The organism is Glutamicibacter sp. BS14, assembly GCF_056934375.1.
Genome location: NZ_CM167801.1, coordinates 2,453,377 through 2,477,104, shown reverse-complemented (window position 1 = coordinate 2,477,104; position 23,728 = coordinate 2,453,377). Strand labels below are relative to the sequence as shown.

The following is a 23,728-nucleotide window of genomic DNA, read 5'->3' as shown; positions in this document are numbered from 1 at the left end:
TTTTCCCGTGAAGAACCCGAAACAGACAACTTGAGATGGGTAGTATTCAAGATATGAAGCACTTCGTTGTTCCAGAAAGCAGCAGTTGGCCAGACTTTATGTCTTCAACTAGGCCGGGGCAATGGGTCGAAGATCCCCTCGGGCCTGATTTTGAGCACCAAACCTTGGATTTCGGCGTCGATGCGGAAGGACCGGCCGTCGCGACCTTGGTCCGCTATTGCCCGGCTGGATTCAGGAATCGGCTCGGACGACGAGCCCAGGGAATTGTTCTGAGCGTGCATGGCTGGAGCGATTATTTTTACAACCGCGAACTGGCAGCTTTCTGGCATCACCATGGATACCACTTCTACGCACTTGATCTACGCAGGCATGGACGCAGTCTGAGAGCCGAACATGCTTTGCCTGGTTATGTCGATGACTTGGCGGACTTCGATGAGGAGCTCAATGCGAGCTTGGAACTGCTGCGTAATGAGCATCCTCAATTACCGGTGGTTGCCCAAGGGCACTCGACGGGCGGCTTGATCCTCAGCTTGTGGCTTGCGCGCCAAGCGCCGGGCATTAAAGCTCTGGTCCTGAATGCTCCATGGCTTGAGTTTCAGGGAACGGCCTTCCTGCGCATTCCTTTTCACGGCCTAATGGAAGCGATCACTCGCACGAATCCGCGCAGGAAGCTCAACGGACCAGAATTCGATCATTACTGGCAATCGCTAAGTACTGATAGCCATGGCCAGTGGGACGTTCATCGGCTATGGCGACCACGGATCGCTTTTCCGAACACCGCGGGATGGCTGAAAACGATATTCGATGGCCATGCCCTAGTTGCGAAGGGGCTGAAACTTCAACAGCCGATCTTCGTCCTCACCTCGGATCGCACCCATATCGGCACGAGCTACTCCCCTGACATGCAGCACTGCGATTCGGTACTCGACGTTCAGCAAACGCGCCTGCGGGCGTTGAAACTAGGCAGTTTCGTTACTTTGTCCGAAATTCCGGGCGCAATGCACGATGTGTTCACCTCCGCTGAGCCCGCCAGATCCGCAGCATATCGAGACCTAAGCCTCTGGTTGCGATTGGTGGGAACAGCGCTGAAAACGTCCTAGGCCTGTGGCTTGTCGATAGCTCCGCCGTAACGGCGATCGCGTTTGGCATATTCTTCTACGGCGGTAAAGAGCGTTCGCCGGTCGACATCCGGCCAAAGCTGGTCGAGGAAGACCATCTCTGCGTATGCCGACTGCCACAGCAGGAAGTTGCTTGTGCGTTGCTCGCCACTGGTTCGGAGGAAAAGATCCACATCAGGCAGTTCCGGAGCATGCAGGTATTTGGCGATAGTCTTTTCGCCAACCGAGCTAGCGCGAAGCCTGCCGGCTGCAACATCCTGGGCAATCGCGCTGACAGCGTCGCCTAGTTCTGCGCGCCCGCCGTAGTTCACGCACATGGTCAGCTGGCAACCCAAGTTGTCTTTGGTGAGTTCTTCGGCTTCCTTGAGTTCATTGATAACCGATTTCCAGAGCTTGGGTTCTCGACCCGACCAGCGTATGCGGACGCCCCATGAGTTCAACGTATCGCGTTGGCGGCGCAGAACATCACGTGAGAAGCCCATCAGGAAGCGCACTTCCTCAGGGCTGCGCTTCCAGTTCTCGGTTGAGAACGCGTAGACAGAGACGTACTTGACGCCCAGCTCCACGGCTCCGGCCACCACATCAAGCAAAGCTGCTTCGCCTGCACGGTGCCCCTCGGTACGAGGCAATCCCCGCTGGTTCGCCCAACGTCCATTGCCATCCATGACGATAGCTACGTGTTCAGGGATGAGTTCCTGCGGAATGGCGGGCATCTGCGGATGATCCGGATGCGCATAAGGAGCAACTGGGCCTCGGCGGCCGGTGATCTTAGGAAGCTTCTTCAATTTCTCTCCACAAGACGTAGGGAATTCACGGCACGCTCAAGGTGCCACTGCAAGTAGTTGGCCACGATATCTGCAGCTTGCTTGCGCGCTCGAGGTCCTGCTTCTGCCACGGTGGACCAGTCCCCTTCCAGCAGCGCCTGCAGATATTCAATGGTGACGGGATGCGGCGATAACGATCCAGAGGGACGGCATTCGGGGCAGACGACGCCGCCAAGCTGGACGTGGAGCGCTTGATGCGGGCCAGGCTTGCCGCAGCGCACGCAGTCGGTAAAGGACGGCGCCCAACCAGCAACCGAGAGGGCCCGCAAGATGTAGGAGTCCAGCACGGCTCCGGAATCGACTCGCTGCTTGGATAACAGGGCGATCGCACCGTGGAAGAGCTGATATTGCTGGAGGGCCGAATCGCTTTCTGTTTCCAGCAGTTTTTCAGCGATCTCCGACATGGCGTTGGCCACCGTGTAGCTCGGGTAATCCATGACCAGCAATTGGCCGTATGGATTTCGAAGCTGTGCCTGCGAGACGATATCGAGATTGCGGCCCATCACCAGAAGCGCGTCGACTTCCATGAACGGTTCCAGCGTGGCGCCCATCCGCGACGACGTCCGGCGTACGCCCTTAGCCACCGCACGGACAATCCCATTGGGTGTCAGCAGGGTGATGATGCGATCGGCTTCTCCCAGCTTGTGGGTACGCAAAACCAAACCACGGGTGTGGTAGCTCTTGGAAGCGAAACCTGATCTGGACACGGACAATATTCTCCCACTTCAACTCCCAAAGTTCTGAATCCAACGATTCCTATGGGTGTCGATTCGTCCCTGGGCGCGGTAGCTGCAGGAGCAACCCGGCATCTACCGGGCCCGAGGAAAAGGGGTTCAAGGTGTCTCTCGACTTGAATTGAGCGGGAACACCGACAGCGACGCAGTTATCAGGCAGGTCAGTAGCGACCACGGCATTCGCTCCTATATTGCACCGGCTACCTACTTGCACGCCACGCAATACCGTGGCACCGGATCCAATCATGCAGTCGCTGCCGATGACGGTTGTAGCTGGACCGGCAGACCCGGCTGCCGCGATAGTGGCCCCCTGGTAAATCAATGTTTCTGGATCCAATTACCGTATTAGGCCCGATAACGACACCAGTGCCGTGATCGATGAGAACGGGACTGCCAATAACAGCAGAGGGATGGATGTCGATTTGCGTCAATGATCGGGCAATGAGCCTGATGATTTTCGACAGACCCCTGGTTGTCTTGCGCTGCCACAGCTGGTGAGTAACCCGATGCATCCAGATCGCGTGCAAGCCCGTTGAAGTAGTTGCCGTGGCCAATAGTCCTTGTGCTGCCGGATCGCCCGCAATGACCGCGCGGATTTCATCCATGAAACGGGGCAAAGCTCTTCCCTTTCCTCGTCGGCGCTTGCTTGCCAGCCGCCCTGGCAGTATATGGAAGGCAAAACGCCACGGCCAGCGTGGTGAGGCTGGCCGTGGCGTTGAGCTGGCAACAAGGTGGTGCCGCAGACCTACTTGCTGTCGCGGATCGCGCGGTTGACGGCCGAAACTACGGCTTTCAGTGCTGCAATGTTGGTATTGGTGTCCAGGCCAATGCCCCACAGGATGCGATCGCCCACGGCGCATTCGACGAATGCGGCTGCGCGGGCGTTGCCGCCTTCGCTCATGGCGTGCTCGGAGTAGTCCAGCACGCGCAGATCCACGCCATCATCGTTGAGCAGCTTGACCAGCGCGGAGACCGGACCGTTGCCCTGGGCGCTGCGCTCATGGGCCACGCCGTCGATGATCAGCTTGGTATCCAGGCGGAAGCTTCCGTCCTCCGCCGAAGCCGCGGTCGCCGAAGCAATCTGGTAGTAGCCCCAGGGGTTCATGCCCGAATCTTCGCTGACCGGCAGGTACTCATCCTGGAAAACGTCCCAGATGCGCTGCGAGGAGATCTCGCCGCCCTCGGTATCGGTCTTGCGCTGGATGACGCCGGAGAACTCGATCTGCGCGCGGCGCGGCAGGTCCAAGTTGTAGTCGTTCTTCAGCAGGTAAGCAACCCCGCCCTTGCCGGACTGCGAGTTCACGCGGATCACGGCCTCGTAGGAACGGCCGATGTCCTTCGGGTCGATCGGCAGGTACGGAACAGCCCAGACCAGGTCGTTGATGTCCTTGCCTTCAGCCGAAGCCTTGGCTTCCATCGCTTCCAGGCCCTTCTTGATCGCGTCCTGGTGCGAACCGGAGAAGGCGGTGAAGACCAGATCTCCGCCGTACGGGCTGCGTTCAGCCACTGGCAGCTGGTTGCAGTACTCGACGGTGCGGCGGATGTGGTCCATGTCCGAGAAATCGATCTGCGGGTCGATGCCCTGGCCGAACATGTTCATGCCCAAGGTCACCAGGTCGACGTTGCCGGTGCGTTCGCCGTTGCCGAACAGGCAGCCTTCGATGCGGTCGGCGCCGGCCAGGTAGCCCAGTTCTGCCGCGGCCACTCCGGTGCCGCGGTCGTTGTGCGGGTGCAGCGAGAGGATGATCGAGTCGCGGTTGGCCAGGTTGCGGTGCATCCACTCGATGGAGTCGGCGTACACGTTCGGGGTAGCCATTTCCACCGTGGCCGGCAGGTTCAGGATCATCTTGTTTTCCGGGGTCGCTTCCAGGACCTCGGCTACGGCCTCGGAAATGCGCTTGGCGAAGGCCAGCTCGGTCCCGGTGTAGGACTCTGGCGAGTACTCGTAGGTGATCTTGGTGCCGGTCAGCTGCTCTTCGTACTTCTTGCACAACCGGGCGCCCTGGACGGCGATGTCCACGATGCCGTCTTCGTCCTGGCGGAAGACGACTTCGCGCTGCAGGATCGAGGTGGAGTTGTACAGGTGGACGATGGCCTGCTTGGCGCCTTCCAGCGCTTCGTAGGTGCGCTCGATCAGGTGCTCGCGGGACTGGGTGAGCACCTGGATGGTCACGTCATCGGGAATGCCGCGCTCGATCAGCTGGCGGACAAAGTCGAAGTCGGTCTGCGAAGCCGACGGGAAGCCGACCTCGATTTCCTTGAAGCCCATTTCGACCAGCAGGTCGAACATCTTGTGCTTGCGCTCCGGGCTCATCGGATCGATCAGCGCCTGGTTGCCATCTCGCAGGTCGACCGCGCACCAGCGCGGGGCCTTGGTGATGTACTTGTCGGGCCAGGTGCGATCGGGCAGATTGACCTCGATCTGATCCTGGAATGGAACATACTTGTGGATTGGCATGTTCGAAGATTTCTGCATGTTCTGCATTTCTGTGGGTCCCCTAGACAAAATTAGTGCTTAGTTTGTGGGGCCAGACAAGAGCTACTCCGCGACGAGGGGTCGGCCTGTAGACCACTAGCGGTCCTTTGGATCCTCGCAGCGGCTAAGTAGTAGTAGAAGCTCGAAATGCACGAAATGAGCATAGCACCGCGCTTTGGAGGCAAGTGAAACTTATGTCACTTGCGTGTCACATAGTGGACGTCCGCCTTGCGCAAGGCGGCGGACAGGATGCCCAAGCAGGCGAACAATGGGGCTCATGGAGCTAAGCACCAGGGAGGTCCATGGATGGAGACGATCAGCATCGGCGCTGGAATCCATGGGCTGCGTACCGGTGCTTCTCCCGCGGAAAGGCTGGCCCGGGAGATCCAGAGTGCGGGCCAAGCAGCCGGTTAACCAGCTCGTCCCCCAAAACCGGTCTGGTCTTGAGGGACGAACAGCGCATTTTCCAGCGCTGAGGTGCGCAGCCTAGAAGCCGAGACGTCCAAGCTGCTTCGGGTCGCGCTGCCAATCCTTGGCAACCTTCACATGCAGGTCCAGGTAGACCTTGGTGCCCAGCAGCTTCTCGATGCCCTGGCGGGCGTTGGTGCCGACCTCGCGCAGGCGCGAACCGCCACGGCCAATGATGATGGCCTTCTGGCTGGAGCGCTCAACGAAGAGCGAGACGTGGATGTCGATCAGCGGATTGCTTTCGCTGCGTCCTTCGCGGGGAACCATCTCTTCGACGACGACGGCCAGCGAGTGCGGCAGTTCGTCGCGCACGCCTTCAAGGGCGGCTTCGCGAATCAGCTCGGAAACCATCTTGGCTTCCGGCTCGTCGGTCAGCTCGCCGTCCGGGTACAGCGGCGGGCCCACTGGCAGGTGCTCTGCCAGCACGTTGGCCACCTCTTCGACCTGGAATTCCTTGACAGCCGAGACCGGAACGATTGCGGCGAAGCCGTTCTCGCCGAAGTTCTGGGTACCCATCTCGGCCACCGCAACCAGCTGCTGCGCGAGCTGTTCGCGGTCCACCAGGTCAGCCTTGGTGACCAGGGCGATGATCGGCTTGCGCTGCAGCTGAGCCAGCTGCGTGGCGATGTAGCGGTCGCCCGGGCCGATCTTCTCATTGGCCGGGATGCAGAAGCCGATCGCGTCCACCTCGGAGAGGGTGTCGGCGACCAGGTCATTCAGGCGCTGGCCGAGCAAGGTGCGCGGACGGTGCAGGCCCGGGGTATCGACCAGGATCAACTGCGCATCCTCGCGGTGCACGATACCGCGGATGGTGTGGCGGGTAGTCTGCGGCTTGGCCGAGGTGATGGCCACCTTCTGGCCCACCAGCGCATTGGTCAGGGTGGACTTGCCGGCATTCGGGCGGCCTACGAAAGAGGTGAAGCCGGAGCGGAAGCCCTCAGGCCATCCGCTGGATGCAAGCAGGTTGTGGTTTTCACTCATGTGAGGAATCCTCGTCGTTCTCAATATGGTCGGATGCATCTGTTTCCAGACGCTCTACATGGATTTTGCCGATACGGTTGCGGCGGCCCGCGAGGGCTACCACGGTCAGGCGCAGGCCGTGCACTTCAGCGGTGGAACCGAGTACCGGCACCGATTCCAAGGCCTTGGAGAGCAGGCCGCCGACGGTGTCGACGTCCTCTTCCTCGATGTGCATGTCGAAGTGGTCGGCAATATCGTCAATGGATGCCGCCGCCACGGCGAAAATCGACCCGTCAGGGTTCTGGATCAATTCGGCCCTCGAACGATCATACTCGTCATCGATTTCGCCAACGATTTCCTCGAGCAGGTCTTCCAGGGTCACCAGGCCCGCGGTGCCGCCGTACTCGTCGATGACGATGGCCAGGTGGATGGATTCCTGCTGCAGTTCCTGCATCAGCTCTGCTGCCGACTTCGATTCGGGAACAAAGCGGACCTTTCGCGCCAATTCGGCCAGGGTCCGGGCCTGCTGCAGACCGTGGATCTCGCGGATCAGGTCCTTGAGGTAGATGATGCCCTGGATATCATCGGTGTCCTCGCCGATCAGCGGGATGCGGGAGAAGCCCGAGGCGATGAACAGGTCCATGGCGCTGTGGAAGGAATGATCCGCATCCAGCACCATCATGTCGGTGCGCGGCACCATCACCGAACGAACGCTGGTCTCCTCCAAGTCGATCACCGAGGAAATCAGTTCGGCCGATTCCTCATCCAGGTCCTCGCCTTCGGAGGCGCGATCCACCAGATCACGCAGTCGTTCCTTGCCCAGGTAGCCGTCGCCATCCACGCCGCCGGGGCTCAGCGCCTTGGCGATGGATGCCAACCACGTGGTGATGGGTCCGAGCACCAGGCGCAGGAAGCGGACCAGGGTGGCGGTGGACTGCACGACGTTCTGGGCGTTGGAACGCCCGTAGCGACGTGGCGACACGCTGACCAGGACGAATCCCAAGGCGGCCATCGCAATAGTGGAGATCATGCCGATCAGCCACACATTCTCGATCCACTGCGAAACGAGCAGGGCTACAGCGACAGCGGAAGCGGTCTCGAACCAGATCCGCCAGAACTTCACTGCCTGGGCGTGGGTTTCTGTTTCATCCAGAATTGCGGACAGCGATTTGGAATTGGACTCGGCGCGCAGGCGTTCAGCAGCGTGCCGGGATAATGCGTAGAAGGCTGAGTCTGCGGCAGTCAGCACGGCCGAGAAGGCCATGAAAACAAGGGCGAGAATCAGCAAAATTATTTCCACGGGGTTATTCCACCGTTTCCTTTGGCGCGGGGCGGCCGGTGTAGCTCTCTAGCAGCTGGCGCTGCAGCGCAAACATCTCTTCCTTTTCTGCTGGCTCCATGTGGTCGAAACCCATGAGGTGCAGCAGGCCGTGGGTGGTCAGCAACAGGATTTCATCGTGGGTGCTGTGGCCCCCGGCCTTGGCCTGCGCTTCGGCGACGGCAGGGCAGATGACGATGTCGCCAAGGATGCCGCTCTCCCCCGGCGCACCGGCAGTTCCTGGGCGCAGCTCATCCATCGGGAAGCTCATCACATCGGTGGGGCCTTCGAGGTCCATCCACTCGACGTGCAGGGCGCTCATGGCATCCTCGTCGATGAAAACGATCGATACTTCGGTTTCCGGATGCAGGAACATTGCCCGCATCACCGATTCTGCCAAGGCGTTGACATCCTTGAGATCGACGTCGTATTCGGTTTCGTTATTTACTTCAATGCTCATTTGCTGCGGCGTCCCCGGTTGTGGTCTTTGCGTCGGGTGTCATCCCAACGGTCGTAAGCAGTAACGATGTCGGCAATCAGACGGTGGCGAACCACATCCGAAGAGTCGAGTCGGCAGATGCTGATGTCGTCGATGCCGTCAAGGACATCGCTGGCCAGGCGCAACCCGGAGGTCGCATTGTTGGGCAGATCCACCTGGGTGACATCCCCCGTCACTACCATCTTGGAACCGAATCCCAGGCGGGTCAGGAACATCTTCATCTGTTCACTGGTGGTGTTCTGCGCTTCATCCAGGATCACGAAGGCGTCATTGAGGGTGCGTCCACGCATATAGGCCAGCGGAGCGACCTCAATGGTTCCGGCTTCGAGCAATTGCGGAATGGTTTCCGGATTGATCATGTCGTGCAAGGCATCGTAGAGCGGGCGCAGGTACGGGTCGATCTTCTCGGTCAACGAGCCCGGCAGGAAGCCCAGCTTCTCCCCTGCCTCAACGGCAGGCCGGGTCAGGATGATGCGGTTGACCTGCTTGTCCTGCAAGGCGGCGACGGCCATGGCCATGGCCAGGAAGGTCTTGCCGGTACCGGCTGGGCCAATGCCGAAAGTAATTGTCGAATCCTCTATGGCGTCGACATAGCTCTTCTGGTTCACGGTCTTGGGGCGGATGGAACGTCCGCGCCCCGAGAGGATCTTCAGGCCCAGGACGTCGGTGGGTGCATCCGGATTGCCGGCGCTGAGCATCTTGATGATCTGCTCGATCGTTTCGGCGCTCATGCGCGAGCCGCGAGTGGCCAGCGAACGGGCTTCTTCGGTGACGCGCTGGGCCTTGCGGACTTGCTGCGGTTCACCTACCAGAGCCAGGGATTGGCCGTTGGGGCGGAAGCTCACCTGCGGGTAGGCGCCGGAGAGAATACGCAAGAGCTCGTCATTGGGACCGAGGGTGGCAATCATGAGCTCAGCTGTATCGAAACTGATGGTGAGCGATGCGGATCCGTTCTCCGCTGTCGCCTTATTCTGTTCAACCTGCATGCAGTGCGCGGCGCCCCTTTGCGAGCTTGGTGGTAATCGTGATTTGTCCTGCTTGCCATTCTATCGAGTCGCAGGCCAATCCGGAGAAAATTCAGGTCTCAGCGTAAGCAGTAGAACCTGAAAGTAGTCTTGAATGATGCTAATCGGGGCAAGTGGCGAACATATAGATTTGGTTACGGATTAGTAAGTTGGGCCATTTTTCTGCAGTTAGCCGCTTCTGATATGGCAAGCTTGAGAGCGGTTCCAATACGGCCAGGAGCCACAACAGCTAAAATCACCACGGATTGGTACGCAGTGCAATCAAGGATCTTGCGGAAGATTCCACGCCGATTCGGCGTTTTGGGAATCACTGCCGCTCTCGTCGTCGCCGCAGGATGCGGTCTGACGAATCGCGAGAGCTCCTATGAGATGCCATCGACCGCCGTGGCTGAATCGCTGAACCTGCCGAACGCCACCGACGCTGGCGAGGATGTCGGCATCGCGGCTAGCCTGCCCATCTACTGGCTGGAAAACACCGATACCGGCGTGTTCCTGTACCGCGAGTACATCGAGGACACCCGCCATCAGGAACCCATCGGCGATGCGATCTGGACGCTGCTCTCAGCCGACCCGATGAAGCCGAAACGCTATACCCATTTGAAGCCCACCGATGAAATCGGGGTTTCAATCAATAATGCGAATGTCATCACCTTGGATCTGCCGGCCAAGGTCTTCAGCGCCAATCTCGACCAGGGCCTGTCGGAGCGCGCCATCCAGCAATTGGTCTTCACCGCTACGGCAGCTGCCGCCAGCGCTGGACTGGTCGTGGGCGAGCTTCCCGCAACGGTCCGCATCCTGGTTGACGGCCAGGCAAATGCCACAGTCTTCGACGGTTTCCGGCTCAAGGATGTCTACGAGCGCGATGCGGCGTTCATTGCACCGATCTGGATCATCGATCCGCAGTTCAACAAGACCTTGGCGGATGGCTCGATCAAGATTAACGGCCGAACCACCCAGTTCGACATCGGCACCTTCTACTCCTTGCAGCGCAAGGACGCCGACGGCAAGCTCACGGTGATGACCGCTCAGAAGCAGGTCAACCCCGGGCAGATCAATGCCGACGGTTCATTCACCCTGACCACCGATCTGCGTGCCGGCTCATACCGCCTGACTTTCTGGGGCGTTGAGACCGAATCGGACCATCTGGTCGGCAAGGTCACCAGCGACTTCCGCGTCGAGTAACGCAGCATCCAGCGCTGCAGCCCCCGCCGGAAGCCCTGGACATGAACCTGGGCGCCCGTTGTCCGGGCCAGCTCCTGAACTGGTGGCGGCTGAGCATTCTTGGCCTGCTGGCAGGATTTCCAGTGCCGTTGCCTTGGACAGCGTCGTGATCCGATCGGCTGCCGGATTCGCGTATCCGGCCCGCAGCGACTTCGCGTTCCCCGTCCCGAGGCCTTTTCTCGGCTCGAACCCGTTGCGCCGGCCGGAGACGAAATTGCTCCGCAGATCCCGGCAGGCACATGCCTGCCGGGATCTGCGGAGCAATTCACCTGCTAACCGGAATTCTGGAACCTAGATTTCGCCGATCAAATGGCGAATCAAGACCAGGGCCGCGGGGCCCGCGGTCGAGGCACGCAGCACATGCTGGCCCAGCAGGGCTGGTTGGGCGCCGGCATCGACGAAGGACCGCAGCTCCGTTTCGGAGATGCCTCCTTCTGGCCCGACGATCATGATGACCTCCTGGCCGGCCCGCGCATCGGCGAGCCACGACTGCACATGCCGGGCCACCGATTCCGCGGCCTGCTCGTGCAGAACCAGAACCAGTGCGCCATTTGCGGTATCGGCCGCGATGGCCTTGGCCAGTTCCTTGGAACCCAGCGGGTCCAGCACCTCCGGCTCATAGGCGCGGCGCGACTGCTTCTGCGCCGAGCGCACCTGGGCGCGCCACTTGGCCATGGCCTTGTCGACCTTGGCCGCGTTCCAGCGCACGATCGAGCGGTCGGCCTGCCAGGGGCGTACCGACAGCACGCCCAGTTCCACGCCGGACTCGACAGCTTGCAGGTCGCGATCCCCCTTGGACAGCGCCTGGACCAGGGTGACCGGGTGATCGCTGACCGCTTCCTCGGCACGGCGCAGGACCTTCACGCTCAGCAGGTCCTTGGCGGTGCCGATGACCTCCACAGTCAGGCGCAGCCCCTTGCCATCCAGCAGGTCCAGGTGCTCGCCCGCGGAGACCCGTTTAACGGTGACCGCGTGGTGCGCTTCGGAGCCATCCAGTTCAAGAATGTCCCCGACCGTTGCGTCCCGGCCCTGCTGGGCGTCGATGACGAAGCTGTGGTTGCTCATGCCTAGCGCTGGTTCAGCTTGTCGCGCAGGCGGGAGAACATGCCGCCGCTGTGCTCCACGCGGCCGGCCGAGAGTTCTTCGCCACGCAGCTTGGCCAGTTGCTCGAGCAGATCGCGCTGGGCAGCGTCGAGCTTGGTCGGCGTCTCCACCTGCAGGTGCACGATGATGTCCCCGCGCTTGCCTCCGCGCAGGCGCGGCACACCGAGGCCCGGCAGGGTGACGGTGTCGCCATCCTGGGCGCCTGGCTCCACATTGATGGACTGGCCGCCGTCGAAGGTTTCCAGCTTCAGCTCGCAACCCAGTGCGGCGGCGGTCATTGGCAGGCTCATCTTGGCGTGCAGGTCGGTGCCGGCGCGCTCGAAGACCTTATGGCGGCGCACGTCGATCTCGACGAACAGGTTGCCGTTAGGCCCGCCGCCCGGGCCGGCTTCGCCCTGTCCGCGCAGCTGGATGCGGGTGCCGGAGTCGACACCTGCAGGAACGTTCAGCGACTTGGACACATGCTCGCGCACCCGGCCTTCGCCGTTGCACTCCAGGCAGGGGTCCGGGATGGTGGTGCCGAAACCGCGGCAGGCCGCACAGGTTTCCACGGTCATCATCTGGCCCAGGAATGAACGCACTGGACGCTGCACCTGGCCTGCGCCATGGCAGATGTCGCAGGTGACCGGGCTGGTGCCTTCGCGCGTGCACGAACCGTTGCACGTCTTGCAGGTGACAGCGGTTTCCATCTCCAGCGGGTAGACCGTGCCCTTGACCGCGTCTTCCAGGTCGATGGTGATGGTGATCAGCGCGTCGCGGCCCGGCTGGGTGCGTGATGCCGGGCCCTGGGCCTGGCCGCCACCGAAGAACTGCTCGAAGATGTCGCCGAAGCCGCCAAAGCCCTGGCCGCCACCGCCGAAGCCCGGGTGGCCGTTGCCGTTCTCATCGCCGGTGGCGTCGTAGTTGGAGCGCTTGGTCTGGTCGGAAAGGACTTCGTAGGCTCGGGTGACCAGCTTGAACTGTTCTGCAGCGTCATCGCTAGGGTTTACATCCGGGTGCAGCTTACGCGCCAACTTGCGGTAGGCACTCTTGATTTCCTGCGGGGTCGCGTCCTTGGCGACGCCTAGGGTCTCGTAATGCGAGCTCACGTTATTCGCCGTGTCCTTTCCTGAGAATCTTGAAATTCGGTAGTGCCGGGCGGTGCCCAGCGAGGCTAGTTAGCCAAAATCTTCGACAGGTACCGTGCCACCGCACGAACCGAGGCCATGGAGGTTGGATAGTTCATCCGGGTGGGGCCCAGGACCCCGAGCTTGTTGCGCACATCGGTGCCGTAGGTGGTGGCGACCACGGCGGCTTCCGACAGCTGCCCGTAGTGGTGCTCGGTGCCGATGGCCACGGCCACGCCGCGCGAATCGGCTTCCAGCTCGGAGAAGAGCTTGAGCAGCACTACCTGCTCCTCGAGCGCCTCGAGCACCGGGGTTATGCTCAGCGGGAAGTCCCCTTCCACGCGGGCGAGGTTCGCGGTGCCTGCCATGATGATGCGTTGCGCGTTGGCCGCCTGGGCCATTTCTTCCAGCGCACCGATCACCTGGTCCACCAGGGGGTCGGCCTGCTGCGTCGAACTGCGCTCGATGCGGGTGAGCCGGCCGGCAAGTTCGGCAAGCTTCACTCCCCCGAAATTGTTGAGCAGCCACAGCTTCAAGTCATCCAGCTCATCATCGCTGTAGGAACGCTGGACCGGCATCATGCGCTGATCCACCGTGCCATTGGAAGCGATCATCACCATCAGCACCTGGGCCGAGCCCAGTCCGACCAGATCGAGGTTCTTCAACGAAGCGGTGTCGTAGTGCGGCACCTGGATCATTGCTACCTGGTTGGTCAACCGCGCCAGGAGGCGAACGGTGCTCTTGAGCATCTCGTCCAGGTCCGTGGAGCTGTCCAGGATCTTGTTGATGGCGTCGCGTTCAGCCCGCGACAGCGGCTTGAGCTCGCCGATCTCATCGACGAAGCGGCGGTATCCCTTTTCGGTGGGGATCCGTCCGGAGGAAGTATGCGGAGCGACTATGAGCCCCTCTTCTTCCAGCATAGCCATGTCATTGCGGATCGTTGCGGCGCTGACACCGAGGTTGTGCCGGTCCAGGAGCGCTTTGGAACCCACTGGCTCACGGGATTGGACGTAGTCCTCCACGATGGCCCGCAGAACGTCTAGGCGTCGCGGCTCTGTCACAACAGCACCTCCTTGGATTCCCTGTGCCCGGCTTTGGCACTCTAACCTGTCAAGTGCCAAGTCTAATACGTTCAGCAGTTGCTAGCATTGGATTTCGAGCGTATTCGATCACAGCGAAAGGCAGTACGTGACTAATTACTCCTGGGGACCACGGGATCTGAGTGCACCGGCACCGAAAAAACTCCGCCAGGTCCCTGTTGAACGTGGCATGATTCTGGAAGATGCCACCTCAGGATGGGTAGGAGAAGTCATCCGTACCGAGAAATCCGGTGGCATGCGCGTGATCGTGCTCGAGGACCGCCACGGCAAGACCCGCTCCCTCCAGGCGGGCTTCGGGTTCTTCCTCGAAGGCGAAGCGGTGCAGATCATTGATCCCGTTGCCAAGGCCGCACCGCCCCAGAAGCTGGTCTCGGCTTCGGGTTCGCGTGCCGTTGCCGGACTGAAGGCCCGGGAAGCCAGGGCAAGCCGCATCTGGGTAGAAGGCAAGCACGACGCTGAGCTGGTTGAAAAAGTTTGGGGCCACGACCTGCGTGTTGAAGGCATCGTCGTTGAACCGCTGCATGGCGTGGACGATCTTGCCGGGGCTATCCGCGACTTCGCCCCCTCCGCGCAGCGCCGCCTGGGAATCCTGGTTGACCACCTGGTTGCCGGAAGCAAGGAATCGCGCATCGTTGCCGAGGCGATGAAGGTCCCCGGTGCAGCGCAAAACGTGCTGATCCTCGGCCACCCGTACGTGGATGTATGGCAGGCGATCAAGCCTGCGACACTGGGCATCAAGGCTTGGCCGGTGATCCCCAAGGGCACCGATTGGAAAACCGGTGTGCTCCGGGCCTTTGGCTGGCCGCACTCCACCGCGGAAGACATCGGCATCGGATGGCAGCGGCTCTTGTCCACGGTGCAGCATTACGGGCAGCTTGAACCGCAGCTCTTGGGCCGGATTGAAGAATTGATCGATTTTCTCACGACCGAAGATTACGGTTTCCTAACGATTGACTAATAGTTGGAGATTAGTCTGCGAATCTCCCCGTGCGCCCAGCCGCGGTCGCTATGATAAGAGGAACCACACTTAGCAAGACAAGGAAAAATAGTGACATCACGCCAGACGAAGCCATCGGAGAATTCCCGCTTCGAAGGTTCCAGGACCTCTGCGCTGCCGCTGACTCCTTCAGAAGATCGCCAGTGGGCAATGATGGCCCACTTCGGTGCCATCTTGGGTTGCGTTCCTTCGGCAATCGTCTTTGCCGTATTCCGGGACCGTGGCCCGTTCACTGCACAGGAATCGAAGGAAGCGTTCAATTTCACGTTCCCGCTGACCATTCTCGCCATCGTATTCAATGTGCTCATGGTCTTGCCGGTGATCGGCTGGCTTTTCGCAGTACTCGCCGTGGCCCTCTGGGTCTTCATGACGGTCTCGGGCGCCCTTGCTGCCATCCAGGCCAACAAGGGACGCCCTTACCGCTACCAATTCAATCTGCGGCTGATGAAGTAGCAGCGGTTTCCCAGTCTTAGAAATCGAGCAGTTCACGCACCACGAGGTCGGCCAGGAGCCGGCCTCGCTGCGTTAACACCAATGTGCCGGCGAACGCGGCCTTGGCATCAATCAGCTCGTCGGCGATCAAGCCGGCGACTTTCTTGCGTCCGGTTTCATCGAGCTCGCTAATCTTCATGCCCGAACCCAGCCGGGTCAACAGCATCGTGCGCTCAAGCTGCACGGCCTCGGCATCCGGGTATTCGCGGCCGTGGCCCGGGGAGATTCCAGCATCGATCCGTTGCTGATACGCGGCTGGATGCTTCACATTCCACCAGCGCAGCCCGCCAACATGGGAATGCGCGCCGGGGCCTGCGCCCCACCAGTCGCCGCCCTGCCAGTAAGCGATGTTGTGCTGGCAGGCATTCGCCGGGGTCTTCGCCCAGTTGCTGACCTCGTACCAGGAGAAACCGGCCGTGGCAAACATGTCGTCGGCCAACTGGTACTTTTCGGCATGGTCGTCATCATCGATGTTCGGTACCTCGCCACGGCGAATCTGGGCCGCCAGCTTGGTGCCTTCCTCGATGATCAGCGCATACGCCGAAATGTGATCAGGTTCGTAGCTCAACGCGGCTTCGATGCTGGTGCGCCAGTCTGCCAGGCTCTCCCCCGGAGTGCCATAAATCAGATCGACACTGACATCCAGGCCGGCCTCGCGCGCCCACGCAACGGCTTGCGGAACGCGCTTCGGATCATGGGTGCGCTCAAGCACCTTGAGCACGTGGGGCACCGCGGACTGCATGCCGAAGGACACGCGGGTGAACCCGCCGTCGGCCAGCTCCTGCAGGCTTTCGCGGGTCACCGAATCCGGGTTGGCCTCCGTGGTGATTTCCGCACCCGGCTTCAGGCCGAAGTCGTCGCGGATCCGGCCGAGCACCGAGACCAGGTCTCCGGCGGACAGCAGCGTGGGAGTTCCGCCGCCGAAGAAGACAGTTTCAATTTCGCGGTGCGGTTGGCCCGAACGGTCCATCACCTCGCGGGCGAAGCTGATTTCCTTGCTGACGGTGGCAGCGTAGGTTGCTTGGCTGGAACCGGAGCCCAGCTCCGTGGCGGTGTACGTGTTGAAATCGCAGTAGCCGCAACGGACGGTGCAGAACGGAATATGCACATAAAAGGACATGGTCCGCCCCTGTGCCTCATGCGCGCATGAGGCAGGGAGCAGACCATCGGCCGGAGCCGGATCGCCGTCAGGCAGTACTGAAGGCATTTACTTCTTTTTCGGCTCGTCGGTGGACAGTGCGGCAATGAAGGCTTCCTGCGGAACCTCCACGCGGCCGACCATCTTCATGCGCTTCTTGCCTTCCTTCTGCTTTTCCAGCAGCTTGCGCTTGCGGCTGATATCGCCGCCGTAGCACTTGGCAAGAACGTCCTTGCGGATTGCGCGGATGTTCTCGCGGGCAATGATGCGCGAACCGATCGCGGCCTGGATTGGAACTTCGAACTGCTGGCGAGGAATCAGCTCACGCAGCTTCGAGGTCATCATGGTCCCGTAATTGTAGGCCTTGTCGCGGTGCGTAATGGCGCTGAAGGCATCCACTTGCTCGCCCTGGAGCAGGATGTCGACCTTGACCAGATCTGCAACCTGCTCGCCGTCGGCCTTCCAGTCCAGCGAAGCATAGCCGCGGGTCTTGGACTTGAGGTGGTCGAAGAAGTCGAACACGATCTCAGCCAGCGGAAGGTGGTAGCGCATTTCGACACGGTCCTCGGAGAGGTAGTCCATGCCGCGCATGGTGCCGCGGCGGGTCTGGCACAGTTCCATGACCGAGCCGATGAATTCGCTGGGCGCCAGGATGGTGGCGGCAACCATTGGCTCGTGGACTTCCAGGATCTTGCCATCCGGGAATTCCGAGGGGTTGGTGACCGTAATCATTTGCTTGTCTTCGCCCATGACCTCGTACACCACGTTCGGCGCCGTGGAAATCAGGTCCAGATTGAATTCGGATTCCAGTCGCTGGCGGGTGATTTCCAGGTGCAGCAGGCCCAGGAAGCCCACGCGGAAGCCGAAGCCCAGGGCCACGGAGGTTTCCGGTTCGTAGGTCAGCGCAGCATCGTTGAGCTGCAGCTTATCCAGCGCATCACGCAGTACCGGGTAGTCGGTGCCGTCCATCGGGTACAGGCCGGAGAAGACCATTGGCTTGGCCTCTTCGTACCCGCCCAGGGACTCGGTGGCCGGCTTGTGGAAGTTGGTGACGGTATCGCCGACCTTGGACTGGCGCACGTCCTTGACACCGGTGATCAGGTAGCCCACTTCGCCAACGCCCAGGCCCTTGGTGGGCTCGGGGTTCGGCGAGGATACGCCGATTTCCAGCAGTTCGTGGGTGGTGCCGGTGGACATCATCTGGATCTTCTCGCGAGGAGACAGATTGCCATCGACAACTCGAACGTAGGTCACCACGCCACGGTAGGTGTCGTATACGGAGTCGAAGATCATTGCGCGAGCCGGAGCCTTGGCATCGCCGACAGGCGGCGGGAGCTGCTTGATGACCTCATCTAGCAGTGCTTCAACGCCTTCACCGGTCTTGCCCGAAACCTTCAGCACGTCTTCTGGCTCGCAACCGATCAGGTTGGCCAGCTCGGCAGCGTACTTTTCCGGCTGCGCGTTGGGCAGGTCGATCTTATTGAGCACAGGGATGATCGTCAGATCGCCCTCGATAGCCAAATAGAGGTTGGCCAGGGTCTGCGCCTCGATGCCCTGGGCGGCGTCAACTAGCAGGATCGCGCCTTCGCAGGCGGCCAGCGAACGCGAGACTTCGTAGGTGAAGTCGACGTGCCCGGGGGTATCGATCATGTTCAGTGCATAGGGGGTGCCATCTTCGGCTCCCCACGGCATGCGCACAGCCTGGGACTTGATGGTGATGCCGCGTTCGCGCTCGATGTCCATGCGGTCGAGGTACTGTGCCTTCATGTCGCGGGCAGCGACAACGCCGGTCAGTTGCAACATCCGGTCGGCCAGGGTCGACTTACCGTGGTCGATATGGGCAATGATGCAGAAGTTACGGATGAGCGACGGATCGGTCGCGGCAGGCACCGGAGCGGTGCGGGCCAATGGAGACACCTAAACAGACCTCACTAGCTGACTAAAAGACATAGTTGGATTAGCTTCCATTCTGTCATGATTTCCGCGTCTTCTTATATTTCGACAGCCTGAAACTGATAGTTTGTCGTCCATGGCACTGAATCCAGAGAAGATATTTAGCATCGTCATGCGCGCGCTGAAGGAAATCAGCAAGGTCCGCGCAAATTCGGCAAGCAAGCGCCCGGCCAGCAACCGCGGGGCCAGCGGGTCCCCGAGCACTGCCGGAAGCCGCTCTCGTGCCAACTCCATGCAGGATTCTCCAGCGGGTGCCGGCTACCCGGGTGATTACCGTGGCAAGATTCACTACGAGTACAACCCGGCGAAGGACGGCAACGCCGATCCGGGCGAAATTGTCTGGACTTGGGTTCCCTATGAAGAGGATTATTCGCAGGGCAAGGATCGCCCGGTGCTGATCGTCGGCCGTGATAGTGGCTGGCTGCTGGGGTTGATGCTCACCAGCAAGGACAAGAACAACTCGGATCACCGCGACCGCAACTACATGGACATCGGTACCGGGGACTGGGACCGCGAGCGGCGTCCGAGCGAGGTCAAGCTCGATCGCATTATCCGAGTCGGCGAGCAAGCCGTCCGCCGCGAAGGCGCCATCCTGGATCGCGAACGCTTCTCAAATGTGGTGAACGCCCTAAACGAACGCGCATAAGCACTCGTTGTCAGGCTCCCTATCTGATAAAGTTAATCTTTGTGTGTTGCGCAGGTTGGGCAACACGCCCCCTTCGGGTCGCCATAGGTGCCCCACACCGCTCAGTCGATGGCCTGAAGGATGAACCCTCTACCGACCGTATAAAACGATAAACGAGAGAGTTTATTAAAGTGGCTAACATCAAGTCCCAGAAGAAGCGTATCCTGACCAACGAGAAGGCACGTCTGCGTAACGTAGCTGTCCGTTCCGAGGTCAAGACCGTGATCCGTAACGTCAACGAGGCAGTAGTCTCCGGTGACAAGGAAAAGGCAACCGAGGCACTGCGCCTGGCTGGCAAGAAGATCGACAAGGCTGTAAGCAAGGGTGTTCTGCACAAGAACAACGCTGCTAACCGCAAGTCGGCTATCGCCAAGAAGGTTAACGCCCTCTAAGCCGAGCTTAGACTTCATCAACTCCCCCGCACTCATCGAGTGCGGGGGTTTTGTTTTGCCCGGAACTGCTCATCGAAGCTTCCAGGCAGACACGCGCTGATGGCTAGCCTTCATTAAAGAGCAGTGGGAGCGCGCAGGAGTGCATCGTGCCCGCCCCCACCTGGAACCTCAGCGACTAGCGTCCCGGAGCCTTGCCTGCAATGAACATGATGGCGTGTTCCAGCGCGTAGCCCGGTGAACGGCTGCCGCCCTTGACCATGCGGTCGGTATTCGCTATTTCTTCGACGCACAGGGCAAGATCGCTGCGTTTCCAGCCGCGAGCCTGCTGCTGCGCCTGCTGAACTTGCCACGGCGCCATCCCCAACTCGGATGCCAATGAAGCTGCGGGTTCATTCACGCCGGCGACCTTGGCGATCTGGCGGACCTTCATCGCCAAGGTGGCCACAATGGGAATCGGGTCGGTTCCAGTACCCAGCGCATGGCGCAAAGTGCGAAGCGCCATCTGGGCGTTGCCGGAAATTGCGGCATCGGCCACCTTGAACGCAGTTGCTTCAACCCGGCCGCCGTAGTACCTGTCGACCGTATCCTGGTCAATGGTTCCCGTGGTGTCGGCAATCAGCTGGGAGCAGCTCGATCCAAGCTCTGCCAGCGAGTTGCCTACCGCCGCTACGAGGGCTTTGACCGCGTCATTGGTAATCCGGCGCTTAGCGGCCTTGAATTCGGACTGGACGAAGTCGATCTTCTCGGAGTCCTTTTTCACCGGTTGGCAATTGACGATCAGGGCACCGGCAGCTTTGATTGCGTCAATCAGCTTCTTGCCGCGCGTACCACCCGAGTAATGCATGATGAGCACATTCTCGGGAGCCTGGTCTTTCAGGTAGGCCAGGGCGTCCTTGAGGAAGTACTCGTTCATGTGGGCCAGTTCGTGGACCTCGACCAGATTGGCGCTGGAAAACAGCGAAGAGCTGGTGGCCATGAGCAGCTCTCCAGGCTCGTACTTTGCCGCGTCAAGACGCGTGTGCTGGATATCGTCCCGCTGGGATGCCTGGGAACGCAGCAATTCGAAGGCGCGCGAAGCGAGGTAATCCTCTGAACCGGTCAACAGGATCAGTGGTTGCGGGCGCAGTTCCCGCCATGAGATACCCGGATTTGCTTGGGCGCGTGCCATCGAACTCCTTAGTGCATCGGTCGATATAACGATCCTACCGAACTGGCGTACCCAGGGCGGTACCCAGAACGCCCTGGCTGGTAAATGTGAGCAGTACGGTACCCGATTGGTCGGTGCGAATCACCGTCGCGCCGACCTGCTGCGCCATCTCCAGGGTTTCGGGGTGCGGATGGCCATAGGAATTATCCTTCCCCGCGGAGACCAGCAGGATCTGCGGACGGATCTGCTCGATGATTTCGGTACCGCCGTTGCGTGCCCCATGGTGCGAGGCTTTCAGGATCGCTGCATGCTCTTGCGGATGCAGGCGCAGCAGGCGATCCATGGCTTCGGTTTCCATGTCCCCGGCTGTGAAGAGATCGATGGTTCCGGCCCCGGTGGAAAAGCTGAACCGGATGACCAGCGACGTATCGTTGGGTTCGGCGTATTTCGCGAAGCGCGCCTCGGGGCCCACGACTTCGAAGCCCACCTCCCCTGCAGCCTGTCGCGTACCGGGCTCCAAGGCGCGTGCACCGGGCCATAGTTCAAGGTCGAACCCGGTCGAGACCAGGCGTTCACCAATCTTTACGTGCGAATTCTCCAGCTCGCCCACGGCCCCGAAATGGTCGCTGTGGGTGTGCGTGATGAAGACCTTGCTCAAGGTGCTGATGCCCAGCCGCTCCAGGCACAGCAACAACCCGCTCTCCGGTGGTCCGGTATCGATCAGCCAGCCCTCTGAATCCCCCAGATTGATGACGAAGGCGTCGCCCTGGCCCACATCGCACATGGCAATGCTCCAATGCGGCGCGATATCTTCCCGGTAGAACAGCGTCGCAGGCAGAACGAGCGCAACGGCGAATACCAGGATCGCTCCCAGCACGCTTAGGGACACCTGCCTGACCCGGAGCCTCTCGGTTTCCCGGCCCAGCACCAGCAGGGTGCAAAGCACCAGGGAGAGCATCACTGCCAAGACGATTCCGGGTAGGCCTTCGGGCCACGGCCGGGCGGCACCGGGGAGCCCGGAAACGAAATGGGCCACCTGGCCAATGGCTTCTGCCGGCAGCCCCGGAACCCAGATCAGCACCGATTCCAGCGCTGGCCACGGCGTGCACAGCAGCAGGCAGGCCATGCCGAGCGCAGTAATCAAGGGCAGCAACGGCGCGACCACGAGGTTCGCGGGCAGCGAGTACAGGCTGAAATCCGAATTCAACGCGATGACCACCGGCAGGCAGGTGAACTGTGCCGCGCAGCAAATGGCCGTCAGCTGCGCGAACCAGGCCGGGAATATGTGGAGAAGAATTTCGGTCAGGGCCGGGGCGAGCATGATGATTCCCAGGGTCGCCAGCATCGACAGGGCGAAGGCCGGTTCGGCACCCAGCGAGCGATCGATAGCCAGCAAGGCGGTTCCGCTCAGGCACAGTATTCCCAGAGAGCCTTGGCCACGACCCAGCAGCACCGAGATGACCGCAATGCTGCCCATCAGGCTGGCGCGCAGGACACTGGGATCCGGCCCGGCAAACCAGGCGAAGAGCCCGACCACGCCAATCATCAAGATCGCGCTGGGTGCCCGTGGCACCGAAAACAGCCGGAGCAGCACCAGCACAATGGCCCCGATCAGGGCAATGTTCGATCCGCTCACCGCGGTCAGGTGGCTCAACCCGCTGGATCTCATCGCCTCGCTCAACGCTTCGTCCTGTCCGGAACGATCGCCATAGAGCATGCCAGGCAGCAGCGCCTGGGCATTGTCCGGCAGGCCGCGCAGGCCCTGGGTGAACCGTTCCTTGAGGTAATCCGCGGCGGTAGGCTCAACCCAGGAGCTCACCTGCGGTTCACTGGCGGCATGCGCCCACCAATCGAAGGCGCCGGCAGCTGCTGCTTCCAAGTCGAGGATGGTCTCGAACTCGCCCGCAGTGGCAGGCACCCCGAAATCAATGGTGAGGAAGACCGGCACCCGGCATGGCACCCATTGGCCGTTGGCCCAGTACCGCTGGATTTCCGCCCGGCCGGCGGCAGCCCCCTGGCCCTGCGCGGTGGCCGGGTCCTCGAAGCGGACCACGGCACGGCGCTGTTGCTCGCCGGCGCCCGGCAGCTGGCACTGGGGGTCGGTGAAGGCCAGGCTGCTGACGGCCACCACCCCCAGGAGCAGGATAATGGGACCGGTAAACCATGGCGCCGCGTAGGCGCGGTCGTGCCGGGGCCGCAATAGCAGGAACAGCAGGATAGCCATCAGCGCGGAAAGTACCCAGAGCAACCAGACTGGGAGGGTGAAGTAGGCGGCGGTCCACGCGCCGCCCAGCAGCCACAGGCCGCGGAAATCGGTGTTCACGGGATCACCAGTTCGCTCAGCTGGCCCAGCAGCGCCGGACCGATGCCCGGTACCGCATCCAGCTCTTCCACGGAGCTGAACGGGCCGTTCTCGGTGCGGAAGTCGATGATCCGGGCTGCCAATGCCGGACCGATCCCCGGAAGCTCCTGCAGGGTCTGGGAATCGGCACTGTTGAGCGAAATCTTCCCGCCCGCCGTCGCGCTCGGTGCCGCGGCTGGTTCCGTGGCCGTCTCGGCGCCCGGAAGGACCACCTGCTGGCCGTCGACCAGCTTGGCCGCCAGGTTCACCATCTGCGCACGTGCGCCCTTGGCCAGCCCGCCGGCGGCGTCCACCGCGTCGGCAATCCGCGAATCCACGGGCAGCTGGTAGACGCCGGGCTTCTTCACCGCGCCGACCACGTGGACCGTGACCTCGGGTGCGGCCGGGCTCGGGGACTGGCGGTCCGCCGGCGCCGTAGCGGACGGGTCGGATACCAGCGGAACTGTTTCAAGCTCCTGGGCGACCGGCGGTGGCGCGAGCAGGATGGAGATCGCAATCCAGGCGAGCACCACGATAACCAGCACCAGCACGGCCACGCGCGAGATCGCGAATCTCAGGCGACCGGGACGTGGCGCGTACTTGCTGAAGAAGTCGTGGCGGCCCATGGGC

Annotated in this window: 22 protein-coding genes; 6 read left to right on the top strand and 16 right to left on the bottom strand. The window is 61.3% G+C overall.

The features are described 5' to 3' along the window. Nucleotides 1–53: 53 nt before the first annotated feature. A complete protein-coding gene (locus AC1Z36_RS11735) occupies nt 54–1,100 on the top strand; it encodes an alpha/beta hydrolase (protein WP_181148993.1) in 1,047 nt (348 codons plus the stop codon). On the opposite strand, the gene AC1Z36_RS11730 is transcribed toward AC1Z36_RS11735, so the two are convergent. The 8 genes from AC1Z36_RS11730 to AC1Z36_RS11695 all read right to left on the bottom strand — a co-directional run bounded on the left by AC1Z36_RS11730 (nt 1,097) and on the right by AC1Z36_RS11695 (nt 9,383). Then, on the bottom strand, nt 1,097–1,903 hold the full coding sequence (locus tag AC1Z36_RS11730) for an isoprenyl transferase (RefSeq protein WP_133833358.1): 807 nt from the start codon (nt 1,901–1,903) through the stop codon (nt 1,097–1,099). The genes AC1Z36_RS11735 and AC1Z36_RS11730 overlap by 4 nt on opposite strands. Beyond that, entirely contained in the window at nt 1,900–2,649 is a 750-nt protein-coding gene (recO, locus tag AC1Z36_RS11725) for a DNA repair protein RecO (protein WP_105661281.1), read from the bottom strand. The genes AC1Z36_RS11730 and recO overlap by 4 nt, the downstream gene beginning before the upstream one ends. A gap of 49 nt (nt 2,650–2,698) precedes the next feature. Beyond that, on the bottom strand, nt 2,699–2,998 hold the full coding sequence (locus AC1Z36_RS11720; RefSeq protein ID WP_483561964.1) for a DapH/DapD/GlmU-related protein: 300 nt from the start codon (nt 2,996–2,998) through the stop codon (nt 2,699–2,701). A 423-nt stretch (nt 2,999–3,421) separates the two neighbouring features. Then, a complete protein-coding gene (gene leuA / locus AC1Z36_RS11715; RefSeq protein WP_105658338.1) occupies nt 3,422–5,161 on the bottom strand; it encodes a 2-isopropylmalate synthase in 1,740 nt (579 codons plus the stop codon). Between the two features lie 477 nt (nt 5,162–5,638). Then, complete coding sequence (gene era, locus AC1Z36_RS11710) at nt 5,639–6,601, bottom strand: GTPase Era (RefSeq protein WP_105658337.1); 963 nt, start codon at nt 6,599–6,601, stop codon at nt 5,639–5,641. After that, the gene (locus AC1Z36_RS11705; protein ID WP_483561269.1) at nt 6,594–7,880 is read right to left on the bottom strand and encodes a hemolysin family protein; all 1,287 of its coding nucleotides are present in this window, start codon (nt 7,878–7,880) and stop codon (nt 6,594–6,596) included. Before AC1Z36_RS11705 ends, era begins: the two co-directional genes overlap by 8 nt. A 4-nt stretch (nt 7,881–7,884) precedes the next feature. Continuing rightward, nucleotides 7,885–8,358 carry an rRNA maturation RNase YbeY gene (ybeY, locus tag AC1Z36_RS11700; protein WP_105658335.1) on the bottom strand — a complete coding sequence of 158 codons (474 nt, stop codon included), beginning with the start codon at nt 8,356–8,358 and terminating at the stop codon, nt 7,885–7,887. Then, nucleotides 8,355–9,383 (bottom strand): PhoH family protein, encoded by a 1,029-nt coding sequence (locus tag AC1Z36_RS11695; RefSeq protein ID WP_483561268.1) that lies wholly within the window; start codon nt 9,381–9,383, stop codon nt 8,355–8,357. Before AC1Z36_RS11695 ends, ybeY begins: the two co-directional genes overlap by 4 nt. Nucleotides 9,384–9,692: 309 nt before the next feature. Here AC1Z36_RS11695 and AC1Z36_RS11690 point away from each other — a divergent pair, with 309 nt between their 5' ends. After that, on the top strand, nt 9,693–10,604 hold the full coding sequence (locus AC1Z36_RS11690; protein ID WP_332728102.1) for a GerMN domain-containing protein: 912 nt from the start codon (nt 9,693–9,695) through the stop codon (nt 10,602–10,604). Nucleotides 10,605–10,934: 330 nt separating this feature from the next. On the opposite strand, the gene AC1Z36_RS11685 is transcribed toward AC1Z36_RS11690, so the two are convergent. The 3 genes from AC1Z36_RS11685 to hrcA all read right to left on the bottom strand — a co-directional run bounded on the left by AC1Z36_RS11685 (nt 10,935) and on the right by hrcA (nt 13,914). Further along, the gene (locus AC1Z36_RS11685) at nt 10,935–11,708 is read right to left on the bottom strand and encodes a 16S rRNA (uracil(1498)-N(3))-methyltransferase (RefSeq protein WP_483561267.1); all 774 of its coding nucleotides are present in this window, start codon (nt 11,706–11,708) and stop codon (nt 10,935–10,937) included. A 2-nt stretch (nt 11,709–11,710) separates the two neighbouring features. Further along, nucleotides 11,711–12,835, bottom strand: a complete 1,125-nt coding sequence (gene dnaJ / locus AC1Z36_RS11680; protein WP_105658331.1) for a molecular chaperone DnaJ — start codon at nt 12,833–12,835, stop codon at nt 11,711–11,713. 65 nt (nt 12,836–12,900) lie between these two features. Further along, nucleotides 12,901–13,914 (bottom strand): heat-inducible transcriptional repressor HrcA, encoded by a 1,014-nt coding sequence (gene hrcA / locus AC1Z36_RS11675; protein WP_105658330.1) that lies wholly within the window; start codon nt 13,912–13,914, stop codon nt 12,901–12,903. Between the two features lie 127 nt (nt 13,915–14,041). Between hrcA and AC1Z36_RS11670 the strand changes: the two genes are divergently transcribed. Further along, nucleotides 14,042–14,911 (top strand): DUF3097 domain-containing protein, encoded by an 870-nt coding sequence (locus tag AC1Z36_RS11670; protein WP_483561266.1) that lies wholly within the window; start codon nt 14,042–14,044, stop codon nt 14,909–14,911. A 90-nt stretch (nt 14,912–15,001) separates the two neighbouring features. Beyond that, complete coding sequence (locus tag AC1Z36_RS11665; protein WP_105658328.1) at nt 15,002–15,403, top strand: DUF4870 domain-containing protein; 402 nt, start codon at nt 15,002–15,004, stop codon at nt 15,401–15,403. 16 nt (nt 15,404–15,419) lie between these two features. Here AC1Z36_RS11665 and hemW read toward each other — a convergent pair whose 3' ends face one another. Both hemW and lepA read right to left on the bottom strand, forming a co-directional pair. After that, nucleotides 15,420–16,649 (bottom strand): radical SAM family heme chaperone HemW, encoded by a 1,230-nt coding sequence (hemW, locus tag AC1Z36_RS11660; protein ID WP_483561265.1) that lies wholly within the window; start codon nt 16,647–16,649, stop codon nt 15,420–15,422. Then, nucleotides 16,650–18,497: a translation elongation factor 4 gene (gene lepA, locus AC1Z36_RS11655; protein ID WP_105658326.1), complete on the bottom strand. Its 1,848-nt coding sequence runs from the start codon at nt 18,495–18,497 to the stop codon at nt 16,650–16,652. 112 nt (nt 18,498–18,609) lie between these two features. Between lepA and AC1Z36_RS11650 the strand changes: the two genes are divergently transcribed. Further along, entirely contained in the window at nt 18,610–19,179 is a 570-nt protein-coding gene (locus AC1Z36_RS11650; RefSeq protein WP_105658325.1) for a type II toxin-antitoxin system PemK/MazF family toxin, read from the top strand. A 170-nt stretch (nt 19,180–19,349) separates the two neighbouring features. After that, nucleotides 19,350–19,610, top strand: coding sequence for a 30S ribosomal protein S20 (gene rpsT, locus AC1Z36_RS11645; RefSeq protein ID WP_105658324.1), 261 nt, complete (start codon nt 19,350–19,352; stop codon nt 19,608–19,610). Nucleotides 19,611–19,785: 175 nt separating this feature from the next. On the opposite strand, the gene holA is transcribed toward rpsT, so the two are convergent. Genes holA through AC1Z36_RS11630 form a run of 3 tightly spaced genes read right to left on the bottom strand, consistent with a single transcriptional unit; the run spans nt 19,786 to nt 23,724 of the window. Continuing rightward, nucleotides 19,786–20,778, bottom strand: coding sequence for a DNA polymerase III subunit delta (gene holA / locus AC1Z36_RS11640; RefSeq protein WP_105658323.1), 993 nt, complete (start codon nt 20,776–20,778; stop codon nt 19,786–19,788). Nucleotides 20,779–20,812: 34 nt separating this feature from the next. After that, nucleotides 20,813–23,080 (bottom strand): ComEC/Rec2 family competence protein, encoded by a 2,268-nt coding sequence (locus tag AC1Z36_RS11635; protein ID WP_483561264.1) that lies wholly within the window; start codon nt 23,078–23,080, stop codon nt 20,813–20,815. After that, a complete protein-coding gene (locus AC1Z36_RS11630; protein ID WP_402734820.1) occupies nt 23,077–23,724 on the bottom strand; it encodes a ComEA family DNA-binding protein in 648 nt (215 codons plus the stop codon). Before AC1Z36_RS11630 ends, AC1Z36_RS11635 begins: the two co-directional genes overlap by 4 nt. Between the last annotated feature and the right edge of the window lie 4 nt (nt 23,725–23,728).

Coding starts and splice junctions, on each gene's coding strand:
- AC1Z36_RS11735 (WP_181148993.1), top strand. CDS start 54: ATGAAGCACTTCGTTGTTCCAGAAAGCAGCAGTTGGCCAGACTTTATG.
- leuA (WP_105658338.1), bottom strand. CDS start 5,161: ATGCAGAACATGCAGAAATCTTCGAACATGCCAATCCACAAGTATGTT.
- era (WP_105658337.1), bottom strand. CDS start 6,601: ATGAGTGAAAACCACAACCTGCTTGCATCCAGCGGATGGCCTGAGGGC.
- ybeY (WP_105658335.1), bottom strand. CDS start 8,358: ATGAGCATTGAAGTAAATAACGAAACCGAATACGACGTCGATCTCAAG.
- AC1Z36_RS11695 (WP_483561268.1), bottom strand. CDS start 9,383: ATGCAGGTTGAACAGAATAAGGCGACAGCGGAGAACGGATCCGCATCG.
- AC1Z36_RS11685 (WP_483561267.1), bottom strand. CDS start 11,708: ATGAGCAACCACAGCTTCGTCATCGACGCCCAGCAGGGCCGGGACGCA.
- hemW (WP_483561265.1), bottom strand. CDS start 16,649: ATGCCTTCAGTACTGCCTGACGGCGATCCGGCTCCGGCCGATGGTCTG.
- AC1Z36_RS11650 (WP_105658325.1), top strand. CDS start 18,610: ATGGCACTGAATCCAGAGAAGATATTTAGCATCGTCATGCGCGCGCTG.
- holA (WP_105658323.1), bottom strand. CDS start 20,778: ATGGCACGCGCCCAAGCAAATCCGGGTATCTCATGGCGGGAACTGCGC.
- AC1Z36_RS11630 (WP_402734820.1), bottom strand. CDS start 23,724: ATGGGCCGCCACGACTTCTTCAGCAAGTACGCGCCACGTCCCGGTCGC.